Annotated in this window: 28 protein-coding genes and 1 riboswitch; of the genes, 16 read left to right on the forward strand and 12 right to left on the reverse strand. The window is 63.7% G+C overall.

The window, feature by feature from the left end; genetic code table 11:
* Nucleotides 1-56: 56 nt before the first annotated feature.
* From AWB67_RS03840 to AWB67_RS03870, 7 genes are all read right to left on the reverse strand, one after another.
* Nucleotides 57-515 (reverse strand): hypothetical protein, encoded by a 459-nt coding sequence (locus AWB67_RS03840; protein ID WP_200822162.1) that lies wholly within the window; start codon nucleotides 513-515, stop codon nucleotides 57-59.
* 76 nt (nucleotides 516-591) lie between these two features.
* Nucleotides 592-1,680, reverse strand: coding sequence for an alcohol dehydrogenase catalytic domain-containing protein (locus AWB67_RS03845; protein ID WP_087654907.1), 1,089 nt, complete (start codon nucleotides 1,678-1,680; stop codon nucleotides 592-594).
* Between the two features lie 36 nt (nucleotides 1,681-1,716).
* Complete coding sequence (locus tag AWB67_RS03850; RefSeq protein WP_087654908.1) at nucleotides 1,717-2,460, reverse strand: SDR family oxidoreductase; 744 nt, start codon at nucleotides 2,458-2,460, stop codon at nucleotides 1,717-1,719.
* A 10-nt stretch (nucleotides 2,461-2,470) separates the two neighbouring features.
* A complete protein-coding gene (locus AWB67_RS03855) occupies nucleotides 2,471-3,451 on the reverse strand; it encodes a sugar-binding transcriptional regulator (protein ID WP_087654909.1) in 981 nt (326 codons plus the stop codon).
* Nucleotides 3,452-3,483: 32 nt separating this feature from the next.
* Nucleotides 3,484-4,365 carry a carbohydrate ABC transporter permease gene (locus AWB67_RS03860; RefSeq protein ID WP_235025024.1) on the reverse strand — a complete coding sequence of 294 codons (882 nt, stop codon included), beginning with the start codon at nucleotides 4,363-4,365 and terminating at the stop codon, nucleotides 3,484-3,486.
* A complete protein-coding gene (locus tag AWB67_RS03865) occupies nucleotides 4,362-5,303 on the reverse strand; it encodes a carbohydrate ABC transporter permease (protein ID WP_235025025.1) in 942 nt (313 codons plus the stop codon). The genes AWB67_RS03860 and AWB67_RS03865 overlap by 4 nt, the downstream gene beginning before the upstream one ends.
* 38 nt (nucleotides 5,304-5,341) lie before the next feature.
* Nucleotides 5,342-6,715, reverse strand: coding sequence for an ABC transporter substrate-binding protein (locus AWB67_RS03870; protein WP_200822163.1), 1,374 nt, complete (start codon nucleotides 6,713-6,715; stop codon nucleotides 5,342-5,344).
* Nucleotides 6,716-6,979: 264 nt separating this feature from the next.
* Here AWB67_RS03870 and AWB67_RS03875 point away from each other — a divergent pair, with 264 nt between their 5' ends.
* Nucleotides 6,980-8,101: an ABC transporter ATP-binding protein gene (locus AWB67_RS03875; RefSeq protein ID WP_087654910.1), complete on the forward strand. Its 1,122-nt coding sequence runs from the start codon at nucleotides 6,980-6,982 to the stop codon at nucleotides 8,099-8,101.
* On the opposite strand, the gene AWB67_RS03880 is transcribed toward AWB67_RS03875, so the two are convergent.
* The 4 genes from AWB67_RS03880 to araD are packed head-to-tail and all read right to left on the reverse strand — an operon-like array spanning nucleotide 8,102 to nucleotide 13,005.
* A complete protein-coding gene (locus AWB67_RS03880; protein ID WP_087655054.1) occupies nucleotides 8,102-9,124 on the reverse strand; it encodes a LacI family DNA-binding transcriptional regulator in 1,023 nt (340 codons plus the stop codon).
* Between the two features lie 5 nt (nucleotides 9,125-9,129).
* The gene (locus tag AWB67_RS03885; RefSeq protein ID WP_087654911.1) at nucleotides 9,130-10,452 is read right to left on the reverse strand and encodes an MFS transporter; all 1,323 of its coding nucleotides are present in this window, start codon (nucleotides 10,450-10,452) and stop codon (nucleotides 9,130-9,132) included.
* A 39-nt stretch (nucleotides 10,453-10,491) separates the two neighbouring features.
* Nucleotides 10,492-11,229, reverse strand: a complete 738-nt coding sequence (locus tag AWB67_RS03890) for a ribonuclease activity regulator RraA (protein ID WP_087654912.1) — start codon at nucleotides 11,227-11,229, stop codon at nucleotides 10,492-10,494.
* 21 nt (nucleotides 11,230-11,250) lie between these two features.
* Nucleotides 11,251-13,005, reverse strand: a complete 1,755-nt coding sequence (gene araD / locus AWB67_RS03895; protein ID WP_087654913.1) for an L-arabinonate dehydratase — start codon at nucleotides 13,003-13,005, stop codon at nucleotides 11,251-11,253.
* 140 nt (nucleotides 13,006-13,145) lie between these two features.
* Here araD and hmuQ point away from each other — a divergent pair, with 140 nt between their 5' ends.
* From hmuQ to AWB67_RS03920, 5 genes are all read left to right on the forward strand, one after another.
* A complete protein-coding gene (hmuQ, locus tag AWB67_RS03900) occupies nucleotides 13,146-13,460 on the forward strand; it encodes a heme-degrading protein HmuQ (protein ID WP_087654914.1) in 315 nt (104 codons plus the stop codon).
* Nucleotides 13,461-13,467: 7 nt separating this feature from the next.
* Entirely contained in the window at nucleotides 13,468-13,881 is a 414-nt protein-coding gene (locus AWB67_RS03905) for a DUF3574 domain-containing protein (RefSeq protein WP_087654915.1), read from the forward strand.
* A 199-nt stretch (nucleotides 13,882-14,080) separates the two neighbouring features.
* Nucleotides 14,081-15,019 (forward strand): DMT family transporter, encoded by a 939-nt coding sequence (locus AWB67_RS03910; protein WP_087654916.1) that lies wholly within the window; start codon nucleotides 14,081-14,083, stop codon nucleotides 15,017-15,019.
* Between the two features lie 104 nt (nucleotides 15,020-15,123).
* Complete coding sequence (locus AWB67_RS03915) at nucleotides 15,124-16,710, forward strand: Na+/H+ antiporter (RefSeq protein ID WP_087654917.1); 1,587 nt, start codon at nucleotides 15,124-15,126, stop codon at nucleotides 16,708-16,710.
* A gap of 93 nt (nucleotides 16,711-16,803) precedes the next feature.
* Complete coding sequence (locus AWB67_RS03920; protein WP_087655055.1) at nucleotides 16,804-17,451, forward strand: glutathione S-transferase family protein; 648 nt, start codon at nucleotides 16,804-16,806, stop codon at nucleotides 17,449-17,451.
* A 4-nt stretch (nucleotides 17,452-17,455) separates the two neighbouring features.
* Here the strand turns inward: AWB67_RS03920 and AWB67_RS03925 are convergent, their stop codons facing one another.
* Nucleotides 17,456-18,040, reverse strand: coding sequence for a glutathione binding-like protein (locus tag AWB67_RS03925; RefSeq protein ID WP_087654918.1), 585 nt, complete (start codon nucleotides 18,038-18,040; stop codon nucleotides 17,456-17,458).
* 216 nt (nucleotides 18,041-18,256) lie between these two features.
* Here AWB67_RS03925 and AWB67_RS03930 point away from each other — a divergent pair, with 216 nt between their 5' ends.
* The 10 genes from AWB67_RS03930 (at nucleotide 18,257) to AWB67_RS03975 (ending at nucleotide 25,568) form a co-directional block, all read left to right on the forward strand.
* Nucleotides 18,257-18,580 (forward strand): DUF4148 domain-containing protein, encoded by a 324-nt coding sequence (locus AWB67_RS03930; protein WP_087654919.1) that lies wholly within the window; start codon nucleotides 18,257-18,259, stop codon nucleotides 18,578-18,580.
* A gap of 43 nt (nucleotides 18,581-18,623) precedes the next feature.
* On the forward strand, nucleotides 18,624-18,941 hold the full coding sequence (locus AWB67_RS03935; protein ID WP_087654920.1) for a DUF4148 domain-containing protein: 318 nt from the start codon (nucleotides 18,624-18,626) through the stop codon (nucleotides 18,939-18,941).
* 90 nt (nucleotides 18,942-19,031) lie between these two features.
* Nucleotides 19,032-19,709, forward strand: a complete 678-nt coding sequence (locus tag AWB67_RS03940) for an anti-sigma factor family protein (protein ID WP_235025026.1) — start codon at nucleotides 19,032-19,034, stop codon at nucleotides 19,707-19,709.
* 55 nt (nucleotides 19,710-19,764) lie between these two features.
* The gene (locus AWB67_RS03945) at nucleotides 19,765-20,283 is read left to right on the forward strand and encodes an RNA polymerase sigma factor (RefSeq protein WP_087654921.1); all 519 of its coding nucleotides are present in this window, start codon (nucleotides 19,765-19,767) and stop codon (nucleotides 20,281-20,283) included.
* Nucleotides 20,280-21,149 carry an anti-sigma factor family protein gene (locus tag AWB67_RS03950; RefSeq protein WP_087654922.1) on the forward strand — a complete coding sequence of 290 codons (870 nt, stop codon included), beginning with the start codon at nucleotides 20,280-20,282 and terminating at the stop codon, nucleotides 21,147-21,149. Before AWB67_RS03945 ends, AWB67_RS03950 begins: the two co-directional genes overlap by 4 nt.
* A gap of 158 nt (nucleotides 21,150-21,307) precedes the next feature.
* A riboswitch (guanidine-I (ykkC/yxkD leader) is annotated at nucleotides 21,308-21,423 on the forward strand.
* Nucleotides 21,424-21,484: 61 nt separating this feature from the next.
* Nucleotides 21,485-22,561, forward strand: coding sequence for a putative urea ABC transporter substrate-binding protein (locus AWB67_RS03955; RefSeq protein WP_087654923.1), 1,077 nt, complete (start codon nucleotides 21,485-21,487; stop codon nucleotides 22,559-22,561).
* A gap of 29 nt (nucleotides 22,562-22,590) precedes the next feature.
* Nucleotides 22,591-23,406, forward strand: a complete 816-nt coding sequence (locus AWB67_RS03960) for an ABC transporter permease (RefSeq protein WP_087654924.1) — start codon at nucleotides 22,591-22,593, stop codon at nucleotides 23,404-23,406.
* Nucleotides 23,403-24,194, forward strand: coding sequence for an ABC transporter ATP-binding protein (locus AWB67_RS03965; RefSeq protein ID WP_087654925.1), 792 nt, complete (start codon nucleotides 23,403-23,405; stop codon nucleotides 24,192-24,194). Before AWB67_RS03960 ends, AWB67_RS03965 begins: the two co-directional genes overlap by 4 nt.
* A 13-nt stretch (nucleotides 24,195-24,207) precedes the next feature.
* Complete coding sequence (locus AWB67_RS03970; RefSeq protein ID WP_087654926.1) at nucleotides 24,208-24,912, forward strand: urea amidolyase associated protein UAAP1; 705 nt, start codon at nucleotides 24,208-24,210, stop codon at nucleotides 24,910-24,912.
* A gap of 14 nt (nucleotides 24,913-24,926) precedes the next feature.
* The gene (locus tag AWB67_RS03975) at nucleotides 24,927-25,568 is read left to right on the forward strand and encodes an urea amidolyase associated protein UAAP2 (RefSeq protein WP_087654927.1); all 642 of its coding nucleotides are present in this window, start codon (nucleotides 24,927-24,929) and stop codon (nucleotides 25,566-25,568) included.
* The last annotated feature ends 95 nt before the right edge of the window (nucleotides 25,569-25,663 follow it).

The following is a 25,663-nucleotide window of genomic DNA, read 5'->3' on the forward strand; positions in this document are numbered from 1 at the left end:
TGAATCGCGGCTTGCATTTGCCGCGAGAAAAGCGTGATGGGATGTGCAGTTCGGATTCAGTTCCGCTGCAAACCCTGGCGGACGAAGTCGAGGAACTTGTCCTGCGTCGAGGTAATCTTTTCGTAGCACTCGTCGTAGGAAGACCCGCGCGCTTTCTCGGCGCCGTACATGTCGCGGCATTGCGCAAAGAGGGCGATCGTCGCGCCGTTGCCCTTGTTCACGCGCGTCGCCGAGAAACTGACGCGGCCGTCGCGCGTCGGCAAATCGGTATCGATGGCGACGGCATCCGCGTGAATGATCGGCGTATCGGAATGCTGCTGCACGTAGGTTTGCGCGAGTTTCCACACCGAGTCGCATTGCTGTGCGTCCTGGCACTGGAGCGTTGCGTGGCGCTGCGCCGCTTCGAGCGAGGTTTCGTTGCGCGAGAACCGGCTTTCGCGTTCGGCCGCAGTTTGCGAGGTCCCGCAACCTGCGAGTGCGAGCAAGGCGAGCATGACAGGGAGTGTCTGTTTCACTGCGTGGGTTCCGTGAATTGAGTCCCGTGCATTATAGAAGCACGCTCCACGCGAACCCATTACGCGCGCCTGAGGTCTATCGCGGCTTGAGCAGCACCTTGATCGAATCGAGCGAATCGGCGACCTTGATCGCCTCGTCCCACTCTTCCAGCGTGAAGCCGTGCGTCACGATCCCCTTCGACGTCACGAGCCCGCGCGCGAGCAGATCGATCGCGATCGGATAGCAATACGGCCCGAGATGCGCGCCGCGTACGTCGAGTTCCTTGCGATCGCCGATGATCGACCAGTCGACCGTAGTGTCCGCGCCGAACACCGAGAACTCGACGAAGCGCCCGAGCTTGCGGATGAGGTCCAGCCCTTGCGATACGCCCGCGGGCACACCGGTCGTTTCGATATACACGTCGCAGCCGTATTGATCGGTAATCGACTTGATGATCGCGAGCGCGTCGTCCTTCTTCGGATTGATCGTGATGTCCGCGCCGTATTCGCGCGCGAGTTCGAGCCGTTCATCGACGAGGTCGATCACGACCAGTTTCTTCGGCGTCTTCAGATGCGCGACCTGCGTCATCATGAGTCCGAGCGGCCCCGCGCCCGCGATCACGACGACGTCGTCGAGCTGGATATCGCCGCGATTGACTGTGTGGATCGAACAGGCGAGCGGCTCGATGATCGCGGCATCTTCGATCGAGATGCCGTCGGGAATCTTGTGGACGATGGCGGTCGGCGGGAAGCGCATGTATTCGGCCATGCCGCCGTCCGCCACTTCACGCTGGAAGCCGAAGATGTTGTGGACTTCGCACATCCAGTACTGGCCCGATTTGCAATAGCGGCATTTGCCGCACGGCACGATCTGCTCGGCGATCACGCGGTCGCCTGTGTCCACGCCAAAATGTTCGGCCGCGCCCTCGCCCAGTTCCTCGACATAGCCGAAGAATTCATGCCCCGGAATCACCGGCGCCTTCACCCACGGGTTCGGTCCGCCCCAGAACATCTTCGCGCCCGACCAGCATTTGCAATCGCTCGCGCAGATGCCGCAAGCGGCGATCCGGATCACGAGTTCGTTGCGCCCGGGACGCGGACGCGCGACGCGTTCGACGCGATAGTCCTTCGGGGCACGGCAGACGATGGCCGTCATCTGCGTCGATGTGTCGTTCGTTGCGCTCATGGTGATCTCGTTGTGGTGATGAAGTCAGGGACGGTTTCAGCCCGCCTGGAATCCGCCATCGACGGCAAGGCTCACGCCGTTGACCATGCTCGAATCGTCGCCGAGCAGGTAGGCGATCGTGCGCGCCACTTCCAGCGGCTGCACGAAACGCTGAAGGGGAATGCGCGCGAGCATCGGCTGCGATTTGGCGGGGTCGCCCCACGCTTTCTCGGCCATCGGCGTGAGGGTGACGACCGGGTTCACCGTATTCACGCGGATGCCGTGTGCGCCGAGTTCGACGGCCATCACGCGCGTCATCGCGTCGAGCGCGCCCTTCGATGCGCAATATGCCGCATGCATCGGCAAACCGACCGTCGCGGAGAGGCTCGACACGTTGACGATCGACCCCTTCACGCCGCGCGCGATCATGCTGCGCGCGCACTCCTGCGCGACGATCAGCGCGGCGCGCACGTTGACGGCCATCGTGAGGTCGAACTTGTCGGCGGTGGTATCGAGGAATGGTTGCAATTCGGCGATGCCCGCGCAGTTCACGAGCAAGTCCACCGGTTGCGCCGAGCGGGCGGCTTCGCGGGCGGCGTCGGCATCGGCAAGATCGGCGCAGACCGTCTGGCAGCCGATCTCGTCTTTCAGCGCGGCGAGGTCCGCCGCCGAGCGGCTCAGTGCAATCACGCGCGCGCCGCGCTCCGCCATCAGCAACACGGTCGCATGACCGATGCCCTTCCCCGCGCCGGTCACGAGCACCGTCTTGCCGGCAAATTCCGTGTTTCTGTCACTCGTCATCGTTGGGTTCTCAAGGTTCGTCGCACAGGCGCTGCGCGGTGTCTTCGTCGGTGACGAGCACCGACGGATAGCGTCCGCGCAAAGCCGCGCGCGTCACATGAAACTTCTTCGCGCCGCCGCTCACGAGCAAGACGCGCTGAATCTTTCGCAGGTCGTCGAGCGTGATCGCGATCGTGCGCCGGTTAAGCGGATGATCGATCAGTTCGCCATCGGCATCCATGAAGTGGCCGAGCATGTCACCGACCGCGCCTGCCTTCTGCAACGTCTTCAACTGCTCGGGACTATCGATGCCGTACGTCACCACGAGTGATTCCGTGAGATCGCCGCATGTCAGCAACGCCATGTCGGCGCGGCGCGCGAGCTCGTAGGTTTCGCGCACCGTGTCCTCCTGCAGGATCACGTCGCGCACCTTCTGGCTGCTCACGTAGATCGGCGCTGCGAAGATGAAGCCGTTCGCGCGGCAGATGTTCACGAAGTCCGAGACGATGTCGAACGTGTTGATGCTCGGACAATGCGCGAGGCCGCCCTGCAGCGATACCGCCGACACCTGCCCGTAATTGCGCTGCGGCATCGCGCGCAGCACCGCGCGGATCGTGCGGCCCCATCCGAGCCCGATGATTTGCCCTGCAACTATCTGCTTCGCGAACCAGTTCGCAGCACCGATGCCGATCGCCGCCATGTTCGCCTCGACGTTCGCGCCGCTCGGCACGACGACGGCATCTTCCAGCCCGAAGCGCTTGACGATCGCCTCTTCGAGCGCGACGCACGGCGCGATCTTGCTGTTGATCGTGATCTGCACGAGGCCCGAGTCGCGGCTCGCCGCGAGCAGGCGATTCACGCGCACGCGATTACTGCCGATGCGTTGCGCGATCTCCTGCTGCGTCAGGTTGCCGACGTAGTAGTGCCACGCGACGCGCGCCTGCAACTCCTTCTCGGCGGCGATCGATTCGTCGGGTTCCGCAACGACGACGGGCGGTGCTGTCTTGCTCATGGCGTATGTTGGTATGGAAAAAGCCGCTGACTCTACTTCACCGCGCCCATCGTCAGGCCCTGCACGAGGCGCCCGGAGACGGCCAGCGCGAACACCACCATCGGCAGGACGATCAGCGTGCCGGTCGCCATGATCTCGCCCCACGGCAACTCGTAGCCGCTCATGTAGCTCGTCGCGGCGACGGGGGACGTGATCGCTTCCGTGCGCGTGAGGACGAGCGCATACAGCAGGTCGTTCCACGAGAAGATGAACGCGAAGATCGCCGATACGACGATGCCCGGCATCGCGAGCGGCAGGTTGATGCGCCAGAACACGCGCCACGGCGAAGCGCCGTCGAGCCGCGCGGCTTCGTCGAGCTCGACGGGAATGTTGCGGAACTGGTCGGTGCAGATCCACACGACGATCGGCAGCGAGAACGTCAGGTACAAAAGGATCAGCACGATATGCGTATCGACGAGCTCGAGCTTCGTCGCGATCAGGAAGAACGGCACCGCGAGCACGACCGGGCTCACCATGCGGTTCGAGATGAACCAGAACCACAGGTCCTCCTTGCCACGAAACTCGAAGCGCGCGAGCGCATACGCGGCGGGCGTACCGAGCAGGATCGCGAGCACCGTCGTGCTGCTCGCGATGATCAGCGAGTTGATGAGACTGTGGCCCACTTCGTGTGTGAAGAGCGCTTCCGAGTAATGTTGCAGCGTCGGCGTGAAGAGCCATACCGGCGGATACGCGAGTGCATCGGACTGGCTCTTGAGGCTCGTCGTGACCATCCAGTAGAACGGAAACACCGACGAGAGGAACACGATCAGAAGGCCCACGAAGTGCCAGCCGGTCGCACGCCGGCGCGCCGCGCGCGCACGCTTCGCGCGCTTGCCGACGTTGCCGTTCGATGCCTGCAGCGGTGCGGTGCTCACGCGGCCTCCCGATAAACAAAGCGAATATAAAGACGTGAAAGGACGATCGTCAGGATCAGCAGCAGCACCGCCTGCGCGGATGCCATGCCCTGATCGAAGAGACGAAAACCCACGCGCTGGATGTAGATGCTGATGAACTCGGTCGCAGTGCCGGGGCCGCCGCGCGTCATCGTGAAGACGGCGTCGAACATCTTGAGCATGTCGGCGGAACGCAGGATCAGGATGGCGGTGAGACCGGGCAGCAGGTAAGGCCGTTGCAGATGCCACAGGATCTTGCTCCACTTCGGCGTTTCGAGGCGCGCCGCTTCCTCCGCTTCCTTCGGCACCATAGCGAGGCCGGCGAGCATGATCAGCGCGCAGAACGGCGTCCATTGCCAGATGTCCATGATCATCACGGAGACGAACGCGAGTGTCGGATCAGCAAGCCAGTCCTGCGGCGGAATGCCGAGAAGACCCGTCAGGTAGTTCGCCACGCCGAACTGGCGGTTGAAGATCAAACGACCGATCAAGCCCACGACCGCATACGTCGTCGCCATCGGGATCACGAGGCTCACGCGCGCTGCCGCGCGCATCCACGGGAGCGCCGTGCGATGCAGCATCAATGCGGCGAAGAGGCCGAGCGCGACTTCGATCGGCAGCGTAAGGCACAAAAACAGCGCGGTGCGTCCGAGCGCGCCCCAGAACGACGGATCGGTCAGCGTCGCAATGTAGTTGTCGATCCCGATGAACGGCGTGCCCGAAGCGAGGTCAGCCAGCTTGTACTGATGAAACGAGTTGTAGAGCGCGAGCAAGAGCGGATAGATGCCGATCACGGCGAGCGCGAGGATCGCCGGGATCAGGAACCAGAAGGCGGGCGAACGCCGCCTCATGCGCGAGCGGTGCGGACGCGGGAGCGCATCCTTCGCGCCCGCCGCTGATGGAGCAGTACCGTTCGCCATCTATCGCCTCCTGGGTTATATCGCCGATACTTGCTCGATTATTTGAGCAGGGGCTTTTTGCCGTCGTAATAGCCTGCTTTCTTCAGGATGTCCTCGGTCTTCGTGCCGATGGTCTGCGCGCCTTCCTTGACCGTCACCTGTCCGAGCATGATCTTGCTGCCCCACTCGCCGATCACTTCCGACACCGCCGGCCATTCCGGGAAGCGCGGGCGATAATCCGGTACGCCGCCCTGCCACGATTCGACCATCGGCTTCACGAACGGATACTTGTCCTGCACGGCCTTGTCCTGATAGACCGCGGTACGCGCGCTCACGCCACCCGCTTCGAGATAAGGCTTCGCCATTTCCTCGGACGTGATCCACTGGATGAAGAGCCACGACGCCGCCTGCTTCTTCGCATTCGACTTCGCGTTCACCGCGAGCGAGAAGCCGCCGAGCGCGGGCTTGAGCCCCGCCGCGCCCTTGGGTTCGGTCGTGATCGCGAGGCAGTCGCCGATCTTCGACTTGCTCGGATCGGTGAGCGTCGGATAGAACGCCGACCACTCGGTGATCATCGCAACCTGCCCTTGCGCGAGCGCGTTCACGGCTTCGGCGTGATCGAAGTCGACGATGCCCGGCGGCATGTACTTCATCAGCTTCTGCCGGTATTCGAGCCCCGCCTGCGATTGTGGCGACATCAGGTTCGACTTGAACTTCGCATCGAGCAGCGACCCGCCGTTTGGCCAAAGAACACGCATGAAGCTGTCCGCCGATTGCGTCTCGCCGCGCCGCGATTGCAGCGCGAATGCGAACTGGTTCTTGTCCGGCTTCGTGAGTTTCGGCGCATACGTGTTGAGCAATTCGTCCCACGTCTTCGGCGGTTCACTGAAACCCGCGTCCTTCAGCATGCACTTGTTGTAGAACATCAGGCCCGAGTAGTTATCGAACGGCAGGCCATACGTCGTCTTGTTCCAGGAGCCGAACGAATCGAGCAGGATCGGGAAAAAACCCGGCAGGTTGAGTTTCGGATCAGCGAGCTTCGGGTTGTCGGTGAAGGTTTTGATCGGCACGAGCCACTTGTTGCTCGCGAATTCGCCGATCCACACCACGTCCACGAGCACGATGTCCTGATCGCCGCCGCCGACGAAGTTGAGCACTTCCTTTTCGCGCGTGTTCTCGTAGGGAATCACTTCCCAGCGCACCTTGATGCCCGTCTCCTTCTCGAACTGCGGGATCAGTTTCTGCGCCGCCTTGTAGCCCGGACGGTCGAGGAAGATCGCCTTGATGGTCGTGCCCGAAAACGGCTCGGCGGCTTCCTTGAGGGTCCACGCATGAGCGTTCGATGCGGCGAGGAGCGATGCGGTGGCCGTCATGAACATCACGGCGGTGGCCTGCTTGAACATCGTGAGGCGGGGCGTAAAGCGCTGATTCATTCCTGTCTCCTTGGTTTTTCTCGAGCGGTGGATGCGTTCGCGCGCTGCATTTTTCCGGGGGCCGGCGACGTAACCGGACGTCAGGGTGACCTTGTGCGTTTCACTTGTAATTCCGGTTTTACAATTGTATATTTTGACGCGAAGACGTTGTCAAGAACAAAATCGAAAAGCATTCGATGCTGCGCTGCGGTGTGAAGCGGCCAGCGCGACAGTCAACGGACCCTCTCGCTCGCCAGGGCGCTGGACCTTTGCAGGAGACGATGCATGAGCGCAGTCCATTTGCAGCAGATCCGCAAGACGTTTGCGGGTACGGAAGTGCTGAAGGGTATCGACATCGAAATCGTCGACCGGGAGTTCATGGTTTTCGTCGGACCGTCGGGCTGCGGAAAGTCCACGCTGCTGCGCACCATCGCGGGTCTGGAGGAAAGCGATTCAGGGCAAGTCCTGATAGGCGGCGAAGACGTGACCGACCTTGAACCGTCGCATCGCGGCGTCGCGATGGTGTTCCAGTCCTATGCGCTTTATCCGCACATGTCGGTCTACGAGAACATCGCGTTCGGGCTGCGCATGCTGAAGTTGCCTGAAGCCGAGATCAAGGACCGCGTGCAGCGCGCCGCGCAAATCCTGCAGATTGGGCAGTTGCTCGAACGCAAGCCGCGTGCGCTTTCGGGCGGGCAGCGTCAGCGCGTGGCGATCGGCCGCTCGATCGTGCGCGAGCCGAAGGTCTTTCTCTTCGACGAGCCTCTGTCGAACCTCGATGCCGCGCTGCGTGTGCAAATGCGGCTCGAACTCATCAAGCTGCACAAGCAACTCAACGCGACGATGATCTATGTCACGCACGACCAGACCGAAGCGATGACGATGGCCGATCGCATCGTCGTGTTGAATCACGGCAAGGTCGAGCAGGTCGGCACGCCGCTCGAGCTGTATCGCACGCCGCATAACCGCTTCGTCGCGGGCTTCATCGGCTCGCCGAAGATGAATTTCATGGACGTGCGTGTGCTGCGCGCCGACAGTGCAGGCGTGACGATCGAATTGCCCGGCGGCGCGCCGCTCACGCTGCCGTTCACCGGCCAGGCGGTGAAGGCAGGCGAGGCGCTCACGCTCGGCATCCGGCCCGAGCACTTCGTCGAGTCGGGCGGCGGGGATATCGATAGCGGACTTGCCGGCGAGGTCATGGTGATCGAGCATCTCGGCGGTGAGACGCTCTTGCATGTGCGCTTGCCGAACGATCTCGTGATCCAGGTGAAGGGCTCGGGGGAATCGACGGCGGTCGACGGTCAGCGCATCAACGCGGGCTTCAGCATTCGTCACGTGCACCTGTTCCGCGAGGACGGCAGCGCGCTGGAACGCATGCGGCCGGTTGCGCAGACGGCGGCCGTGTGATCAGGTCGTCTCGCGCGCGACCAGTTCAAAGCTGACGTCGGTCAGGTTCCTCCCCGGCGCGCCGCCGAGCCGCTCGATCAGACAGCGTGCCGCCGTCGCGCCGATGCGTTTGCCGTCGACGCGCACACTGGTAAGCGCAGGCGTCGTGTCGGCGGCGAATTCTAGGTCGCCGAAGCCGCACACGGCGAGGCGATCCGGTATCGCGATCCCGAGCTTGCGCGCTTGCGAAACCACTCCGAGCGCGAGCAGGTCGGAGCTGCAAAAGATCGCATCGACGTCCGGTGCCTGCGCGAGAATGCGCTGCAATCCATCGCGGCCGAGCGCGACCGAACTCGGTGGCGATACGATCACCTCGGCCACATCCATAGCGAGCGTATCGACGAAACCGCGCCGCCGCGCGAGCGCGCGATTGTCGCTGGCCGACACGAGCGCGGGACGCTGCACGCCGCGCGCGATGAAATGCTCCGCCACTGCCGCGCCGATCGCGTAGTGCGAGAACCCGACCAACATATCGATCGGATGCTCGGTCATGTCCCACGTTTCGACGATCGGGATGCCGATCCTGAGCAGGCGCGCGCGCAGCGTCGCCGTATGCGCGACGCCCGTCAGCAGCACGCCTTCGGGACGGCGGCTCAGCACCGCATCGAGAAGCGTGTCCTCGTCCTCGTCGCTGTAGCCCGAGAGGCCGAGCAGCACCTGATAGCCCGCGCGCGACATCGTGTCGCTGAACACCTGGACGCTCTCGGAGAATAGCGAATGCGCGACCGTCGGCACGATGGCGGCGATCAGCCGCGACTTCGCCGACGACAACCCGCCCGCCAGCCGGTTCGGCACATACCCGAGTTCCTGCACAGCCTGGCGCACGCGCAGGAGCGTCTCTGGCGCGACCGTTTGCGGCGCATTGAACACGCGCGAGACGGTAATCGGCGAGACGCCCGCCGACGCCGCGACATCGGTGATGCGGATGCCTTTCGGCGCACTGCGCGAGCGCCTGACAGATTCGACCGGTTTGTCGGCGGACATCGACGTCACCGCGGCGATGAAGACGCCGCGAGCGCCAGCGCCGCCTTGCTACGCCGCATCAAAATCAGCGTAATGATCGCGAAAATCATGAGGCAGGTCGCGGGAATCAGCATCGGCGCCTTGACGCTGCCGCTCGTCTGCCGCACCCACGGCACGAGATTCTGCGCAATGAATCCGCCGACGTTGCCGATAGAATTGATCGCCGCGATGCCGGCCGCAGCGCGCGCGCCGGTGAGGAACTTGGGCGGCATCGTCCAGAAGCATGGCAGCAGCAGGTACATGCAAGGCGCGCCGAGACACAGCGCTGCGAAGCGCAACGTATTCGTCGGCAGGAACACACTGCCAAGAAAGAACATCACGCCCAGCAATGCTGCCGCGAGCATCGCGCCCATCGTTCGGTTGCCGGCGCGCAGCTTCGCGGGCAACCACGCGAGGACGATCGTCGCGGCGAGCCACGGCACGATGTTGAGCATGCCGTTGGTCGTGTTGCTCACGCCGAATCCCTTCACGAGCGTGGGCAGCCAGTAGCTCACGCCGTACACCGAGATCGACAGCATCATGTAGTAGAGCGCCATGCCGATCACGCGCGGCTCGGTCAGCACGCTCAGCAGATGCGAGCCGCCGCCCTCCTTGCGCCGCGCGAGCGCGCGCTCGGTTTCGAGCGTGTCGGCGAGCCATTTCTTCTCGGGATCGGAGAGGAACTTCACCTTCAACGGCGATACGGGCAGATACAAGAGCACGACGCCGGTCAACAGCACCGAAGGCAAGCCGGTCACGATGAAAACGAGCTGCCAGCCTTGCAGGTCGAAAAGGCCGCCCTTGTCGAGCAGATAGCCGCAGATCGGCGCGCCGACCATGTTGCCCAAGCTGCTGCCAAGCGTGAAGTAGCCGAGCATGCGTACGCGCTGACGGGCTGGGAACCATAGCGTCATGTAATAGATGACGCCCGGATACAGCCCCGCTTCCGATGCCCCGAGCAAAAAGCGCAGCACGTAGAACATCGTGGCGCTCTTCGTGAACGCGAGCAGGATCGTGACGACACCCCACGTCAGCATGATGCGTGCGATCCAGCGCGGAGCGCCGTACTTGTGCAGCATCACGTTGCTCGGAATCTCGAAGATCAGATAGCCGATGAAGAAGAGCGACGCGCCGAGCCCGTACGCGACTTCGCTTAAGCCGAGGCTTTCGAGCATCTGAAGCTTCGCGAAGCCGACGTTCGAGCGGTCGATATAGGCGACGAGATAGAGAAGCCCCAAGAGCGGCATCAGCCGCAACGCGAGCTTGTTCATCAGACGCGGCTCGTCGATCGTCTGCGTCGTCGTGTTCATGTGTCTCCTCCGCGCCGCGTTATTGCCAAGCCCTGGAAATCAGCTCCGCTTCGCTTTCCACTCCTTGAACGCAGCAAGCGCTTCCTCGTTCGGCGGATAGGTGCCGCGCAGAATGCTGCCCGCCTCCACGCGCCCGATGATGAATTCCTCCATCAGCTCCTGCTCTGCAGCATCGCGCGCGACTTCCTCCGCGAGTTGACGCGGCACGATCACGACACCATCCACGTCGCCCACGACGATATCGCCCGGATACACCGCAACCCCGCCGCACGCGATCGGCACGTTCATGTCCACCGCGTGATGCTTCGCGAGATTAAGCGGCGCGCTTGCGCCCGCGCAAAAGAGCGGCAAGCCGATGTCGCCTATCGTGCCGCTGTCGCGCACGCAGCCGTCCGACACCATGCCCGCGACGCCGCGCACTTTGAGCCGCATCGTGAGGATCGATCCCGTCGATGCAACGGTGCGGTCGCCGCGACAGTCCTGCACGAGCACGCTGCCGGGCGGCGCGCTTTCTACTGCCTTGCGCTGCGGATGGTCAGGGTCCTGAAACACGCCGACGTGATCGATATCCTCGCGCGCCGGGATATTGCGCAGCGTGAACGCCGGGCCGACGAGATTCGGCGCACCCGGTGCAGGCTTCACGAGCGGCGCGACGCCCTGCAGGAATACGTTGCGCAGGCCGCGCTTGAAGAGCTGCGTAGTGAGCGTTGCGGTGCTGACGTGGCGAAGCTGTTCGAGGGCGGCGTCACTGACGGCGGTGGTTTCGATGGAAGTCATGGTGTGGGTTCCGTGGGGAAGTCAGTGGATCTCGGGCTCGTCGCCGTGCGTTGCGGCAGCGGCCGGTTCTTCGAGAAAATCGAAATCGCAGCCCTTGTTCGCCTGCGTCACGTGCAGTTGATGCATCACGCCGAAGCCACGTTCGAAGTGGCGCTTCGGCGGCGTCCACGTCTCCCTGCGCGCGGCGAGTTCGGCGTCGCTGACTTCGAGATGCAGGCGCCGCGCATGGACGTCGAGCTCGATGACGTCGCCGTCCTTCACCAGCGCGAGCGGCCCGCCCACGAACGATTCCGGCGCGACGTGCAGCACGCACGCGCCATAGCTCGTGCCGCTCATGCGCGCATCGGAGATGCGCACCATGTCGCGCACGCCCTGCTTCAAGAGCTTCTGCGGGATCGGCAACTGGCCCCACTCCGGCATCCCCGGCGCGCCGACCGGACCTGCATGCTGCAGCACGATCACGGAATCCGCGGTGACGTCGAGCGCTTCGTCGTCGATGCGTGCTGCCATGTCCGCGTAATCCTTGAACACGACGGCCGGCCCGCGATGCTTCAGCAAATGCGATTCCATCGCCGCTGGCTTGATGACGGCGCCATCGGGCGCGAGGTTGCCTGTCAGCACCGCGAGGCCGTCGCTCGGGACGAGCGGATTGTCACGGCGGCGGATCACGTCGTCGTTGAAGATTTCCGCGCCCGCGATGTTCTCGCCGAGCGTCGTGCCGTTCACCGTCTTCTGCGTGCCGTCGATCAGTTCGCCGAGTTCCGCGAGCAGCGCGCGCAAGCCGCCTGCGTAGAAAAAATCCTCCATCAGGTACTGCCCGGCGGGGCGCAGGTTCGCGATCACCGGGGTGATGCGTGCAAGTTCGTCGAAGCGGGCGGTCGTGAGCGGCACGCCCGCGCGGCGCGCGACCGCGACCAGATGCACGATCGCGTTGGTCGAGCCGGACATCGCGAGCACGGTGGTAATGGCGTTGTCGAACGACTTCGCGGTGAGGATGTCCGACGGCTTCACGTCGGTCCAAACCATCTCGACGATTCGCTGGCCTGTGAGGGACGCGAACTGCGCGTGGCGCGAATCGACCGCGGGGATCGACGAGAAACCGGGCAACGTGAGGCCCAGCGATTCGGCGGCGCTGGTCATCGTCGATGCGGTGCCCATCGTCATGCAGTGACCGGCTGAGCGCGCGATGCCGCTCTCGACGCCCTTCCACTCTTCCTCGGTGATCTTGCCCGCACGCAGTTCGGCCCAGTATTTCCACGTGTCCGAGCCGCTGCCGAGCATGCGGCCGTTCCAGTCGCCGCGCAGCATTGGACCGGCGGGCAGGAAGATGGCCGGAATGTCCATGCTGATCGCGCCCATCAGAAGGCCGGGTGTGGTCTTGTCGCAGCCGCCCATCAGCACGCAGCCGTCAAACGGATACGAGCGCAGCAGTTCCTCGGTTTCCATCGCGAGGAAGTTGCGGTAGAGCATCGTGGTGGGCTTCTGGAACGGCTCGGCGAGTGTCATCACCGGCATCTCGACGGGAAAGCCGCCCGCCTGCCAGATCCCGCGCTTCACTTCCTCCACGCGCTGCTTGAAGTGCGTGTGGCACGAGTTGATCTCGCTCCACGTATTGACGACCGCGATCACGGGCTTGCCCATGTAATCCGACGAGTGATAGCCCATCTGCGCGGTGCGCGAGCGATGCCCGAACGAACGCAGGTCGTTCACGCCGTACCAGCGGTAACTGCGCAACTGTTCGGGGGTTTTGCGTGCTGAGGTCACGTCCGTCTCCATTTGGTAACGCTATCATTCGCCGCGGATGGTAACGCTGTCATCGGATCGAGTCGCTCGGGGTTTGTACGGTGGGGCTGCGTTCTTCGTATCGTGTTTGCGCTTATCATCGACACACCACCACGCACGCAGGAGCCAACCGCATGTACATCGCCATGAATCGCTTCAAGGTCGCCCTCGGGTCCGAGTCTGCGTTCGAAGAACTCTGGACCTCGCGCGACACGCATCTGAAGGAAGTGCCCGGATTCGTCGAATTTCACCTGCTCAAGGGTCCGCAACGCGACGACCACGTGCTCTATTCGAGCCACACGATCTGGGCGAACTACGCCGCATTCGAAGGCTGGACCAAGTCCGACGCGTTTCGCGCCGCACACCGCAACGCGGGCAATGAAAGCCGGTCGCTCTATCTCGGGCATCCCGAGTTCGAGGGCTTCGAAGTCATTCAGACGGTGAAGTAGCTTCCCTATGCGTCTGTTGCAGCGCAATGCGGCGGCCTGCGTGCTCGCTTTCGTAACAGCGGGTTGTGCCTCCGTGCAAGCGCCGCCTTGCGCGCGAAGTGAACAGAGCGCGGTCAGCGACCAGTTGTACTTCGGCACGTCGAGCGCCAACGGCGCGGTCACGCCGGCGCAGTGGGCGGCGTTCCTGCAATCGTCGGTGACGCCGCGCTTTCCTGCAGGGCTCACCGTGTGGCCCGCGTCCGGCCAATGGCGCGCCGCCGATGGTGCGATCATCCGCGAGGATTCATACGTGCTGACGCTCGTACACCCCGACGACGACCCCACCGACGCCGCCGTCCGCACCCTCATCGCCGATTACAAGGCGCGCTTCAGCCAGGAGGCGGTGCTGCGCGTCCGGTCGCATGCGTGCGCGTCGTTTTAAACAACAGCGTTGATCGCAATATTTCTCACATACCGGTGAAAATCGCTCGCTTGGCGAAGCCACGCGACGCGCCTACGATGGCTCCCAACGTCGAGCAAAGCTCCCGAATCTTGTCATTTCATTCCGGCGTGAACCATTTGACGCCGCGACGGCGATACGATGGCTTCGTCTCCCGACTCTCTCGCACGCGAAGCCCATCATGAATCCGCTCAGCATCGTCCAATTGCTCGTTCTTGCAGCCCTGTGGGGCGGCTCGTTTCTTTTCATCCGCGTCGGCGTGACCGACTTCGGCGTCGCGCCGTTGATGGCGCTGCGCGTCGGCATCGGGGCGCTCTTCCTCGTCGCCATGCTCGTCTTGCGCCGTTCCTCGGGCGAGGCGTTGCGCACGATCCGCGCGCGCGTGTGGCCGCTTCTGGTCGTCGGCGTGCTGAATTCGGCGGCGCCCTTTTGTCTCTTCGCGTATGCGGAACTGACGCTCTCGGCGGGCGTCACCTCGGTCATCAACGCGACCACGCCGCTCTGGGGCGCGGTCGTTGCGTTCCTGTGGCTCAAGGACCGGCTTAGCGGCCTGCGCGTCGCCGGCCTCGCGATCGGCTTCGCAGGCGTGCTCGCGCTCGTCTGGGACCAAGTCGCGACACCGCACGGCGCAAGCGCGACGCCCGCGACGACGGCGCTCGCCGCCGTGGCCGGACTCGGCGCGACGCTCTGCTACGGGATCGCGGCGAGCTACACGAAGCGGCATCTGATGGGCGTCGATTCGCTGACGGTCGCCGCCGGCACGATGCTCTGCGCGACCGTTCTTCTGCTGCCGTTCGCGATCTACTACTGGCCGGCGGCGCCAGTCTCGCTCGATGCCTGGGGCTCCGTGATCGCGCTGGGCGTCGCGTGTACGGGCGTCGCGTACATGATGTTCTATCACCTGATCTCGGTCATCGGTCCGGCGCGCACTATCACGGTGACGTTCGTGATTCCGGTCTTCGGCATTCTGTGGGGCGCGATGTTCCTGTCGGAACACGTGTCGCTCGGGATGGTCAAGGCTTGCGTGATCATCCTCGTCGGCACCGCGCTCGCGACGGGCGTCATCAAGCGGCTGCCGGGCATGGGCGCACGGCCAGCGTCGGCATCGGCGAAGCAATGAGCGCGAAGAAGGCCTGACGCCAGCGCAAAAACCCGTCCGCGGTCGATGACCGCATCGCCTCCATGATGGATACTGCGGTTTCCGTCCATCTGGAGGCTGTATTCATGTCCGCCGTTTCGGCATTCAAGCTCGTTCTCGTCTCGCTCCTCGCCATCATCGCGCTCGAGCTCGTGGCGAAGCGCCTGCGGCTCCCGCCCGCCGCCGCGCTTCTGGTCGGCGGCGCCGCGATGGCGTTCGCGCCCGGCCTGCCGCCCGTCGATCTCGATCCCGATCTCGTGCTCATCCTGTTCCTGCCGCCGTTGCTGATGGACGGCGCGTACTTCTTCGTCTGGGGCGACTTCAAGCGGCATCTGCGCGGCATCCTGCTGCTCGCGATCGGGGCAGTCGCGTTCACGACGTTCGTCGTCGGCGTGGTCGTGCATCTGGTCGCGCCCGGCCTGCCGTGGGCCGCGTGCTTCGCGCTCGGTGCCGTGGTCTCGCCGCCCGATGCCGTCGCCGCGAAGGCCGTGCTGGAGCGCGTCGCGCTGCCGCGCCGCCTGATGGTCGTGCTCGAAGGCGAGAGCCTGCTCAACGACGCCGCCGGCCTCGTGCTGTTCCGCTTCGCCGTCGCGGCCGCGCTGACGGGCATGTTCAGCGCGCCACAGGCCGCACTCAGCTTCGTTGGACTCGCGCTCGGCGGCATCGCGATAGGGCTCGTGGTGGGCTATGTGGTCGTGCGCCTTTTGCGCGCGCTCGACGACGACTATCTCGTCATCACGCTCTCCGTGATGTCGGCGTGGATCGCGTATATAGCCGGTGAAATGGTCCACGTGTCGGGCGTCATCGCGACGGTGACGTGCGGCATGATGCTTGGCTGGCATCAGCACGAGGTGTTCTCCGCCGCCGTCAGAACGCGCGGCGAGGCGTTCTGGCATGTCGTCGTTTTCGTGCTGGAGGCGCTCGTGTTCGTGCTGATCGGGTTGTCGATGCGCAGTATCGTCGAGCGGCTGGGCGGCGGCGAGAATGCTTTCGCGGTGCTCGCGCCCGCCGTGATCGCAGTGGTCGTGACGGTCGTGGTATCGCGCTTCGTGTGGGCGTTCTGCGCGGAAGGCATTCGCGCGACGTATGCGCGCCTGACCGGTCGCGGTGCGAAGCGAGCCGACTGGCGCTCCGCCACGATCGTGAGCTGGGCAGGCATGCGCGGCGTCGTGACGCTGGCGGTGGCGTTATCTTTGCCCGAGGAAATGCCCGGACGCGATCTGATTTTGTTCGCGGCGTTCGCGGTGATCCTCGTCACCGTGCTGCTACAAGGCACGACGATCGGCCCGCTGATCCGCGTGGTGAATCCACCCGACGGCGGCGACGACTACCCGCCGCAACTCACCGAGCCGCAGGCGTGGGCGCGGCTCGAAGCGGCGCAACTCGCCGCGATCCAGCCGCTCGTGCACGGCCCCGACGGCAGCGTGATCCATCCACGGCTGCTCGAGCAATACACGTATCGCGCGCGGCTCACGCAGCAATTCGAAAATGCGGCCTCGTATCCGATGGACTTGCGGGGTGCGCATTACGACGTCGTTCTCGCCGCGATCAAGGCGGGGCGCACGGAGTTGTTGTGCATGCATCGCGCGGGGCTGATTCATGATGAAGTGCTGCGCATGCTGGAAGGCGATCTGGATCTGCAGGAAGTTTCGGCGAGGAACGCGCGGGGATGAATTTCTTCGAGGTCGTGTCGATTTTCGATGCGTTCGAACGTCGAGTATTTGAGTGTGCTCGCCGCGCACCGACCTGACATCGAAGGAGCAGCCATGAAGCTATACGCCCACCCGTTTTCGTCCTACTGCCAGAAAGTGCTGATCGCGCTAAGAGAGAATGAAACGCCGTTCGAATACCGCATCCTCGACGAGGAAACGATTCGCGAAGAGCACGCCGCCCTCTGGCCGCTCAAGCGCTTTCCGCTGCTTGTCGACGAAGGGCGCACGGTGCCGGAATCGAGCATCATCATCGAGTATCTGGCGCTGAATCATCCCGGGCCGGTGCGGCTGATTCCCGACGACCCGCGCGACGCGCTCGACGTGCGCCTGATGGATCGCTTCTTCGACAACTACATCATGACGCCGATGCAGACCATCGTCTTCGATCGCATGCGCGCGCCTGAAGATCGCGATAACGCGGGCGTCGCCAATGCGCGGTCAATGCTGGAGGTGGCCTACCGCTGGCTCGATCAGACGATGAACGATCGCGAGTGGGCCGCAGGCGGCGCGTTCAGCATGGCCGACTGCGCCGCCGCGCCTTCGCTCTTCTACGCCGACTGGACGCATCCGATCGCCGATGAATTCGGCAACGTGCGCAGCTATCGGGAGCGGTTGCTCGCGCGGCCGTCGGTCGTGCGCGTGGTGGACGACGCACGGCCGTATCGCTCGTTCTTCCCGCTCGGCGCACCGGATCGCGACTGAGCTATCAGTCGATGCCTTCGTGCTTCAGCGCGAGTTGCACCGCGGGCCGCGCGCGCATGCGCTGTGCAAGGTCCGCGAGGCGCTGCGGCACATCGATGCCGACCTTCTGCGCCCACAGCAGCATAGTGAAGAGATACGCGTCCGCGACGCTCGCTTCGGGGCCGAACAGATAATCGCCCTTCATCATCGTTGCGATCAGGTTGAAGCGCTGGCCGATTTTTTCGCGCGCGGCGGTGGCTTCGGCATCGGTGCTCGGCTTGAACACGCGGCCGAACTGCTTGTGAATCTCGGTCGAGATGAACGCGAGCATTTCCAGCAGGCGCAATGATCCCTGCTCGCCCGATGGCGCGAGCGCAGGCTTCTGCTGCGCGACCCATGACAGGATCGCGATGTTCTCCGTCAGACGCTGACCGTCGTCGAGTTCCAGTACGGGGACGTAGCTCTTCGGATTGATTTCATCGAACTTCTGCCCGGTCTCGGTGAGCTTCGTCTTCAGATCGACGCGCACGCGGTCGAAAGAAATGTCGGCTTCGTGCAATGCAATATGGTCCGCGAGACTGCAGGCGCCCGGCGAGTAGTAAAGCTTCATGGAATGTGCCTCCTTGGTTGTTTGCGTGCCATTACAGCAGCAAACGCCATGCCCCGGTGTTCATCGCCGATTATGCAAACATCGCGCGCAGCGCTTTTATTCCATCGAAAACGCATCGATTCACTCATTCGAAAAATCTTCCCGGCATCGGGAATAGATCGACGGCTGCCCGGGTTATCCCAGGTACCAACCCGTTAAATTTCGAAGGAGTCGAAGATGAAAGCCATTCAAATCGTTGCACTGTCCGCCGCGCTGATCGTGTCGTCGGGCGCGTTCGCTCAAAGCTCGCCACAAGGCCTCACCCGCGCCGAAGTGCGCGCGCAACTGATCGAGGCTGAACAGAGCGGATCGCGTCTCGTCACCGATGCGTCGTATCCCGATGTCAGCCCCGTCTATCAGAACCAGGTAACGCACCGCACGACCGCCGATAACAACGCATACGGCGGCGCATCCGCGGGGTCGAGCATGAGCGCTCAAAGAAACATGCCGGGGCAGTGCGTCGGCCCCGTGAGCTTCTGCAACATCTACTCGGGTTCCTGAACGCAGCCACGCGTCACATCCATTCATCCACCGGAGACTTGCCATGAAGACCTTTTTGTCAGCCGCAGCAGCAGTCGTGTCCCTCCTCGCCGCGCCGGCGTTTGCCGCGACGCCATCGAACGCGCCGCTCACGCGCGCCCAGGTAAAAGCCGAACTGACGCAGCTCGAACAGGCGGGCTATTCGGTCGGCGGCGAGGACGCGCACTATCCCGAGCAATTGCAGGCCGCCGAGGCGCGAATCGCCGCTGCTCCGAACGCAGGACAAAGCGCTTACGGCGCCGCTGCGCCGGGTTCTTCGGCGTCGGGCGTGCGCGCGGATGCCGATAAAACCGGGACGCGCGCGACTTTCTTCGGACAGTGACCGCCAGCCTCAAAAAAATATCGAGGCGCGCGGAATAAATGACGGCGAATCGCTGTTAGTGCTATTGAGCCCCTTTTCTGATCAACGACCGTGAACTACACCTCGCAGCTTTCCGAAGCGGATATGCAGGCCTACGCCGACGGCCTGCTCGCGCCCGAGCGCGCCGCGCGCGTGCGCTCGTATCTGGCACGGCGGCCCGACGAGGCGCGGCGCGTCGCGTTCTACGGACGGCTCAACGTGCAGATGCAGTCGATCTTCGACACGGCGGACGCCTCAGGCACCGAGCACACCCTGCGCCGTCCGCCGATGCGCGATCGCGTGCCGCTCGCCGTCGCGATCATTGCGTGCCTCGCGCTGATTCTCGCGTCCCTTTTCGCGACGGTGCGCGTGCCCAACGAAGCGCTGGAGCGCGCGACAATGGAAGCGCTGATGATCGACACGCCGTTCACGCCCGCCCCCGCCGATGCGCCTGATCTTTCCGCCGCGGGTTTCCGCGCGGTCGGCGTGCGCACGGTGACGCTCGGCGCCTTCTCGACGGCCGACGCGATCACCTACCGCAACGCGCAGCAGGAGCGGCTGGTGCTGCTGTCGATGCGCGGGCATGCCGCCGCCGCGCGCACGCAATGGAGCGCGCGTAGAATCGGCGGCGCGCGGCTGCTCGAATGGACGTCCGCTGCGGGCGTTCGCACGATCGTCGGCGGCCATGCGGGGACGCACGGCCTGATGCGCGCAGCCGACCTGCTGGCCGAAGAACAAACACATCGATGAACGCCGCGAGGAGACCACCTCTGCCCACCGAACCCGTCCGATGCAAGGAACGCCGATGAGTGTCCGGGACCAGCTCATGGATCACGCGCCGCGCCTGCGCCGTTATGCGCGCGCGCTGATCCACAACCGCGATCTTGCCGACGACCTCGTGCAGGACACGCTCGAACGCGCGCTGCGTAACACCGACAAGTTCCGGTCCGGCACCGATTTGCGCGCGTGGCTCTTCACGATCATGCACAACGTCTTCGCGAACCAGGTAAGCCGCGCAGGGGCGCGGGCCGTCCACGTCTCCGTCGACGACGATGCCTTGCCGGAGAGCGATTTCGCCGTCGCGGGCACGCAATCGCAGTCGCTCGAAGTGCGCGACCTCGACTATGCGTTGCAGCGCCTGCCGATCGAGCAGCGGCAGGTCTTACTGCTCGTCGGCCTGGAAGAAATGAGCTACGCCGAAGTGGCGCTTGCGCTCGACATACCGCTCGGGACCGTGATGTCGCGTCTGTCGCGGGGACGCGAACGCTTGCGCACGCTGATGGCCGGCACGCAGCCCGGTGCGAAATTGAAGGTGGTGCGATGAACGAACAACACACTCCCATCAGCGAAGAAGAAATTCATGCCTACGTGGACGGGGCGCTCGCTGAACACCGGCGCGCGGAGCTGGACCGCCTGCTCGAAACTGACAACGCGCTCGCAACCCGCATCAGCGACTATTTCGCGCTAAACAACATGCTGCACGACCGCTACGATCGCGTGCTGCTCGAACCCGTGCCGCAGCGGCTAAAGCCACACGATCCAGCGCCTGCCCCAGCACCGGTCGCGAAAAAACGCTGGCTGCCGGCGGCGAACTGGCCGCAGTTCGCGGGGCTCGCGGCGGCGCTCGTCGTGGGGATCGGTATCGGCGTGGGCGGGATGACGAGCCAGCCCGCACGAGACATGCTGCTGACGAGCGCTGGCGATATGCCCGCGCGTCACGTGAGCGCGAGCAGGGAGGAATCGTTCGCGCGGCAGTCGGCGATTGCATACGTCACGTATGCGCCGATGGTCACGCGTCCGGTGGAAGTCGGCGCCGACCAGGAGCAGGAACTCGTCAAGTGGCTCTCCAGCCGCCTCGGCACCGACGTGCATGCGCCGATCCTCACCCGTGTCGGCTTCAGCCTCATGGGCGGGCGCCTGCTGCCTGGCGAGGACGGCCCCATCGCGCAGTTCATGTATCACGATGCGAGCGGCGAGCGCATCACGCTCAACGTGTCGCATCGCAAGGTGAGCCGCGACGTCACCGCTTTCAAGCTCTTTCAGGACGGCTCGGTCAACGTGTTCTACTGGGTCGATGGCGACTTCGGCTATGCCGTATCGGGCGCGATCGACCGCAAGGTTCTGCTCGATGTCTCGCACGATGTCTATGAGCAGTTGACCGAGCGCAGCCCACCAAAGTCTGCACCCTGAACGTGCGTCGCTGTGCCGCGCGCGGCCCGTCATGCACCAAGTTCTTGCATAAGCCACGCTTAAAGCCTGTAAATGCAAGGCTCTCACTCATGGCACGCTTATCGCTATAGAAGCTGTGCAAGGAGCCGGCGCATCACCCGGTTTGCAAAGACAATCTGGAAATGGACGACTAGGGTTCCGGTCCGCCGCATGTCGAATGCGATGGATGCTGGTCCGAGAGTTGTCGACCTCAAAGGTGCTCGAGGTTACACGGCGGGATAAAAGCCCGGGAGAGAACGCGATCGATGTGTCGCGCCGCTCCTGCCGCCGATAACCGCCCCTTCGAGGTCAACCCCATGCAGAAGCTCTCCCGCCTTCTCGGCATCGCCGCACTCTCCCTCGCTGCGTTCGCGTCATCCTCCACTTCCGCTCTGGCCGCTGGCCGTCAGGACTTCAAGGTCTGCTGGACCATCTACGCGGGCTGGATGCCGTGGGGCGAAGCGAAGACACAAGGCATCGTCAGCAAGTGGGCGAAGAAGTACGGCATCAACGTGGATGTCGTGCAGCTCAACGACTACATCGAATCGATCAATCAGTACACGGCCGGCAAGTTCGACGGTTGCGCGATGACCAACATGGACGCGCTGACGATTCCGGCTGCAGGCGGCGTCGATTCCACCGCGCTCATCGTCAGCGATTATTCGAACGGCAACGACGGCGTGCTCATCAAGGGCAAGAGCAAGAAGGTCGCGGACCTCAAGGGCCAGCAGATCAACCTCGTGCAGTTCTCCGTCTCGCATTACCTGCTTGCGCGTGCTCTGGAATCGGCGGGCATGAGCGAGCGCGATCTCAAGGTGGTCAACACGTCGGACGCTGACATCGCGGCCGCGTTCGCGACGCCCGCGGTCAAGCAGGCCGTCACCTGGAACCCGATGCTCGCCGATCTGAAGGCGCAGCCGAACGTCACCGAAGTCTTCGATTCGAGCAAGATCCCCGGCGAAATCATGGACATGATGGTCGTCAACACGAAGACGCTGCAGGACAATCCGGCACTCGGCAAGGCACTCACCGGCGCATGGTTCGAAATGGTTGCGCTGATGAACGCGTCGAGCGCGAACAGCACGGCCGCGATGAACGCGATGGCGAAGGCATCCGGCACCGATCTCGCGGGCTTCAAGGGCCAGCTCTCGACCACCGCGCTCTTCAACACGCCGAAGGCCGCGCTCGACTTCGCGACGAGCCCGAACCTGCCGCGCACGATGACGCGCGTCGCCAAGTTCTCGTTCGACCACGGCCTGCTCGGGCAAAGCGCGCCGAGCGCGGACGCGGTCGGCATGGCGTTCGATAACGGCGTCGTGATCGGCAGCAAGAGCAACGTCAAGCTGCGCTTCGATCCGACTTATGTGCGCATGGCCGCCGACGGCAAGCTCTGACTCCACGATCCACGAGAAGAGGCCGCACGATGCGACTCATCAACCGACACCCGAGCAAAAGCGGCGCGCTGATGCTGCTTTTGATGCCGTTCATCGTGCTGGTGGCGGTGTACTTCACCAGTTCGTCGCTGCGTCTGAAGGACAATCCCGACGACAAGGTGCTGCCGAGCGCCACGCAAATGAGCGACGCGATCCACCAGTTCGCCTTTACGGAGGACAAGCGCACCGGCCAGTACCTGCTATGGGCCGATACCGCCGCGAGCCTGAAGCGCCTCGGCATCGGGCTCGTGGTGAGCGCGGTCATCGCGCTCGTCGCGGGCATCGTGACGGGCAGCATTCCGCTCGTCACCGCGACGTTCTCGCCGTTCATCACCGTTGTCTCGATGATCCCGCCGCTCGCGGTGCTGCCGATTCTCTTCATCGTGTTCGGTCTGGATGAACTCTCGAAGGTCGTGCTGATCGTGATCGGCATCACGCCGATGATGATCCGCGACTTGCAGCAACGCGCCCGCGAGATCCCGAACGAACTGTGGGTGAAGGCGCAAACGCTCGGCGCCACGAGCTGGACGCTGATGCTGCGCGTGATTGTGCCGCAGTTGATGCCGCGCCTTCTCGTCGCGTTGCGTCTCGCGCTCTGCTCGGCGTGGCTCTTTCTCATCGCGGCGGAAGCGATCGCATCGGTCGATGGGCTCGGCTATCGCATCTTCCTCGTGCGCCGCTACCTCGCGATGGACGTGATCCTGCCTTACGTCGCGTGGATCACGCTGCTCGCGTGGCTCATCGACGAAAGCCTGCGCCGCCTCACGCAGTGGGCCTTTCCCTGGTACGGCGGAGGCGCGCGATGATCGAAGTTCGCAACGTGTGGAAGGAATACGGCGACCAGGTAGTGCTCGAACGGCTCAACCTGACGATCGGGGAAGGCGAATTCTGCTCGATGGTCGGTGCGTCGGGGTGCGGCAAGTCCACATTTCTGAGGCTTTTGCTCGGGCAGGAACGCGCGACGCGCGGCGAGATCCTGCTCGACGGCAAGCCGCTGCCGGGCGAACCGGATGCGCATCGCGGCGTGGTGTTCCAGCGCTATTCGGTCTTCGAGCACTTGAGCGTAGTGCGCAACGTGATGCTCGGGCTCGAACTGCCGCAGGCGACGTTCACGGGGCGGCTGTTCGGTGCGCGCCGTCGCGCGGCGCAGGATGAAGCGGTGTCGATGCTCGAGCGCGTGGGGCTCGCCGCCGCGCTCGACAAGTATCCGCATCAGTTGTCCGGCGGCATGCAACAGCGTCTCGCGATCGCGCAGGCGCTGATGATGAAGCCGCGCATCCTGCTGCTCGACGAACCGTTCGGCGCACTCGATCCGGGCATCCGGAAGGACATGCACGAACTGCTGCTGAAGCTCTGGCGCGAATCGGGCCTGACGATCTTCATGGTCACACACGATCTGAAAGAAGGCTTCACGCTCGGCAGCCGCGTGCTCGTGTTTGACAAAGTGCGTGTCGACCCTCAAGCGCCCGGCGCGTATGGCGCACGCATCACCTACAACATTCCGCTCGATCACAGCCGTGACGCGGCGTCGTCGATCCACGTGGCGCGTGCCGCTGTGGAAGGCGCCGTGCGCGCCGACGTGATCGCTGCCTAAACGAGGACAAAACATGGAACTGCTATTCGAAGAGACCGTTCCCGGCGGCGGACATGCATCGCTGATCGTGAAACGCGGCCAGTCGTTGCGCATCACCGACGTGCGCGGCGGCGCCAACGTCAGCATCATGCTCTTCAACGCCACGGAAAAAAGCGAACGCCTGAACCTTCCCGACTCGCTCAAGTGCCAGCACACGGCGAAGCTCACCGCCGGCCACTGCCTCTATTCCGACATGGGCCGCATACTCGCCGCCATCGTCGCGGACACATGCGGGTGGCACGACAGCATCGGCGGGGTATCGAATGCGGATGAGGTCAGCGAGAAGTACGGCGCGGGCCGCTATCAGGAATTGCGCAACGCGTTTCATCGCAACGGCACGGACAATCTGCTCGTCGAACTCGGCAAGTGGAACCTCGGCCTTTCCGATCTCCTGATGACGCTCAATCTCTTCAGCCGCGTCGACGTAACCGATGCAGGCGCGCTCGATTTCGTGAGCGGCAATTCGAAGGCGGGCGACTACGTCGAGTTCTATGCGCCTATGAATACGCTCGTCGTGCTCACCGCGATCCAGCATCCGCTCGACCCGAATCCCGAGTACGCGCCGAAGCCCGTGAAGCTCGCGCTCAATGCAGCCGACAGCAGCGTGGCCGAAATCTGCCGCACGTCATGCGATGAAAATGCGCGCGGCTTTATCAACACCGATCGCTTCTTTCTTTGAGCGCAGACCCGAACATGACGACATTCCTCACCGCCAGCGACCGGAAACCCGAAGACGCAATTCATCGTGAGACGCTTGCCGCTGGCGAACCGTGGCTCAAGGAAGTGATAGCGGGACAGACGCTGCGCATTCGCGATGTCGAAGGCAATCAGGCCGTCGATACGCTCTTCTACAGCCTCAACAACCCGCGTGAACGATTCGATCCGCAACGCACGCTGCGCCGCCAGAAGAGCCTCTATCTGACGACCGGCACCGTGCTGTATTCGAACCTCGGCAACCCGATGCTGACGATCGTCGCGGATACGTGCGGGCGTCACGACACGCTCGGCGGCGCATGCGCGCAGGAGAGCAACACCGTGCGCTATGCGCTGGAAAAGCGCTACATGCATAGCTGCCGCGACAACTTCCTGCGAGCGTGCGCGCACGACGGGCGTCTCTCCAAACGCGACCTGAGCCCGAACATCAACTTCTTCATGAACGTGCCGGTGACGGCCGAAGGCAGACTCACGTTCGAGGACGGCATCTCGGCGCCCGGCAAATATGTGGAGCTGCGCGCGGAGATGGACGTGATCGTTCTGATTTCGAACTGCCCGCAGTTAAACAACCCGTGTAACGCATACAACCCGACGCCCGCCGAGTTGCTGATATGGGACTGATGCGAGCGCGCGCATGGATTTTTCACGTACTGCTCGTTCGATCGGGCCGCCTTTTCATGCGCACGCGCGATGAGTTGAAGAAGCACTGAACCCTC

This window comes from Caballeronia terrestris (assembly GCF_001544515.1).
GTDB lineage: Bacteria > Pseudomonadota > Gammaproteobacteria > Burkholderiales > Burkholderiaceae > Caballeronia > Caballeronia terrestris.

Excerpts from the sequence above, each read along its gene's own strand:
- AWB67_RS03930 (WP_087654919.1), top strand. The coding sequence starts at position 18,257 with ATGAAAGCCATTCAAATCGTTGCACTGTCCGCCGCGCTGATCGTGTCG.
- AWB67_RS03870 (WP_200822163.1), bottom strand. The coding sequence starts at position 6,715 with ATGAATCAGCGCTTTACGCCCCGCCTCACGATGTTCAAGCAGGCCACC.
- araD (WP_087654913.1), bottom strand. The coding sequence starts at position 13,005 with ATGGAGACGGACGTGACCTCAGCACGCAAAACCCCCGAACAGTTGCGC.
- AWB67_RS03855 (WP_087654909.1), bottom strand. The coding sequence starts at position 3,451 with ATGAGCAAGACAGCACCGCCCGTCGTCGTTGCGGAACCCGACGAATCG.
- AWB67_RS03970 (WP_087654926.1), top strand. The coding sequence starts at position 24,208 with ATGGAACTGCTATTCGAAGAGACCGTTCCCGGCGGCGGACATGCATCG.
- AWB67_RS03880 (WP_087655054.1), bottom strand. The coding sequence starts at position 9,124 with ATGTCCGCCGACAAACCGGTCGAATCTGTCAGGCGCTCGCGCAGTGCG.
- AWB67_RS03920 (WP_087655055.1), top strand. The coding sequence starts at position 16,804 with ATGAAGCTATACGCCCACCCGTTTTCGTCCTACTGCCAGAAAGTGCTG.
- AWB67_RS03910 (WP_087654916.1), top strand. The coding sequence starts at position 14,081 with ATGAATCCGCTCAGCATCGTCCAATTGCTCGTTCTTGCAGCCCTGTGG.
- AWB67_RS03975 (WP_087654927.1), top strand. The coding sequence starts at position 24,927 with ATGACGACATTCCTCACCGCCAGCGACCGGAAACCCGAAGACGCAATT.
- AWB67_RS03915 (WP_087654917.1), top strand. The coding sequence starts at position 15,124 with ATGTCCGCCGTTTCGGCATTCAAGCTCGTTCTCGTCTCGCTCCTCGCC.
- AWB67_RS03885 (WP_087654911.1), bottom strand. The coding sequence starts at position 10,452 with ATGAACACGACGACGCAGACGATCGACGAGCCGCGTCTGATGAACAAG.
- AWB67_RS03850 (WP_087654908.1), bottom strand. The coding sequence starts at position 2,460 with ATGACGAGTGACAGAAACACGGAATTTGCCGGCAAGACGGTGCTCGTG.
- AWB67_RS03890 (WP_087654912.1), bottom strand. The coding sequence starts at position 11,229 with ATGACTTCCATCGAAACCACCGCCGTCAGTGACGCCGCCCTCGAACAG.
- AWB67_RS03965 (WP_087654925.1), top strand. The coding sequence starts at position 23,403 with ATGATCGAAGTTCGCAACGTGTGGAAGGAATACGGCGACCAGGTAGTG.
- AWB67_RS03865 (WP_235025025.1), bottom strand. The coding sequence starts at position 5,303 with ATGGCGAACGGTACTGCTCCATCAGCGGCGGGCGCGAAGGATGCGCTC.
- AWB67_RS03945 (WP_087654921.1), top strand. The coding sequence starts at position 19,765 with ATGAGTGTCCGGGACCAGCTCATGGATCACGCGCCGCGCCTGCGCCGT.
- AWB67_RS03875 (WP_087654910.1), top strand. The coding sequence starts at position 6,980 with ATGAGCGCAGTCCATTTGCAGCAGATCCGCAAGACGTTTGCGGGTACG.
- AWB67_RS03905 (WP_087654915.1), top strand. The coding sequence starts at position 13,468 with ATGCGTCTGTTGCAGCGCAATGCGGCGGCCTGCGTGCTCGCTTTCGTA.
- AWB67_RS03950 (WP_087654922.1), top strand. The coding sequence starts at position 20,280 with ATGAACGAACAACACACTCCCATCAGCGAAGAAGAAATTCATGCCTAC.
- hmuQ (WP_087654914.1), top strand. The coding sequence starts at position 13,146 with ATGTACATCGCCATGAATCGCTTCAAGGTCGCCCTCGGGTCCGAGTCT.
- AWB67_RS03925 (WP_087654918.1), bottom strand. The coding sequence starts at position 18,040 with ATGAAGCTTTACTACTCGCCGGGCGCCTGCAGTCTCGCGGACCATATT.
- AWB67_RS03960 (WP_087654924.1), top strand. The coding sequence starts at position 22,591 with ATGCGACTCATCAACCGACACCCGAGCAAAAGCGGCGCGCTGATGCTG.
- AWB67_RS03845 (WP_087654907.1), bottom strand. The coding sequence starts at position 1,680 with ATGAGCGCAACGAACGACACATCGACGCAGATGACGGCCATCGTCTGC.
- AWB67_RS03955 (WP_087654923.1), top strand. The coding sequence starts at position 21,485 with ATGCAGAAGCTCTCCCGCCTTCTCGGCATCGCCGCACTCTCCCTCGCT.
- AWB67_RS03935 (WP_087654920.1), top strand. The coding sequence starts at position 18,624 with ATGAAGACCTTTTTGTCAGCCGCAGCAGCAGTCGTGTCCCTCCTCGCC.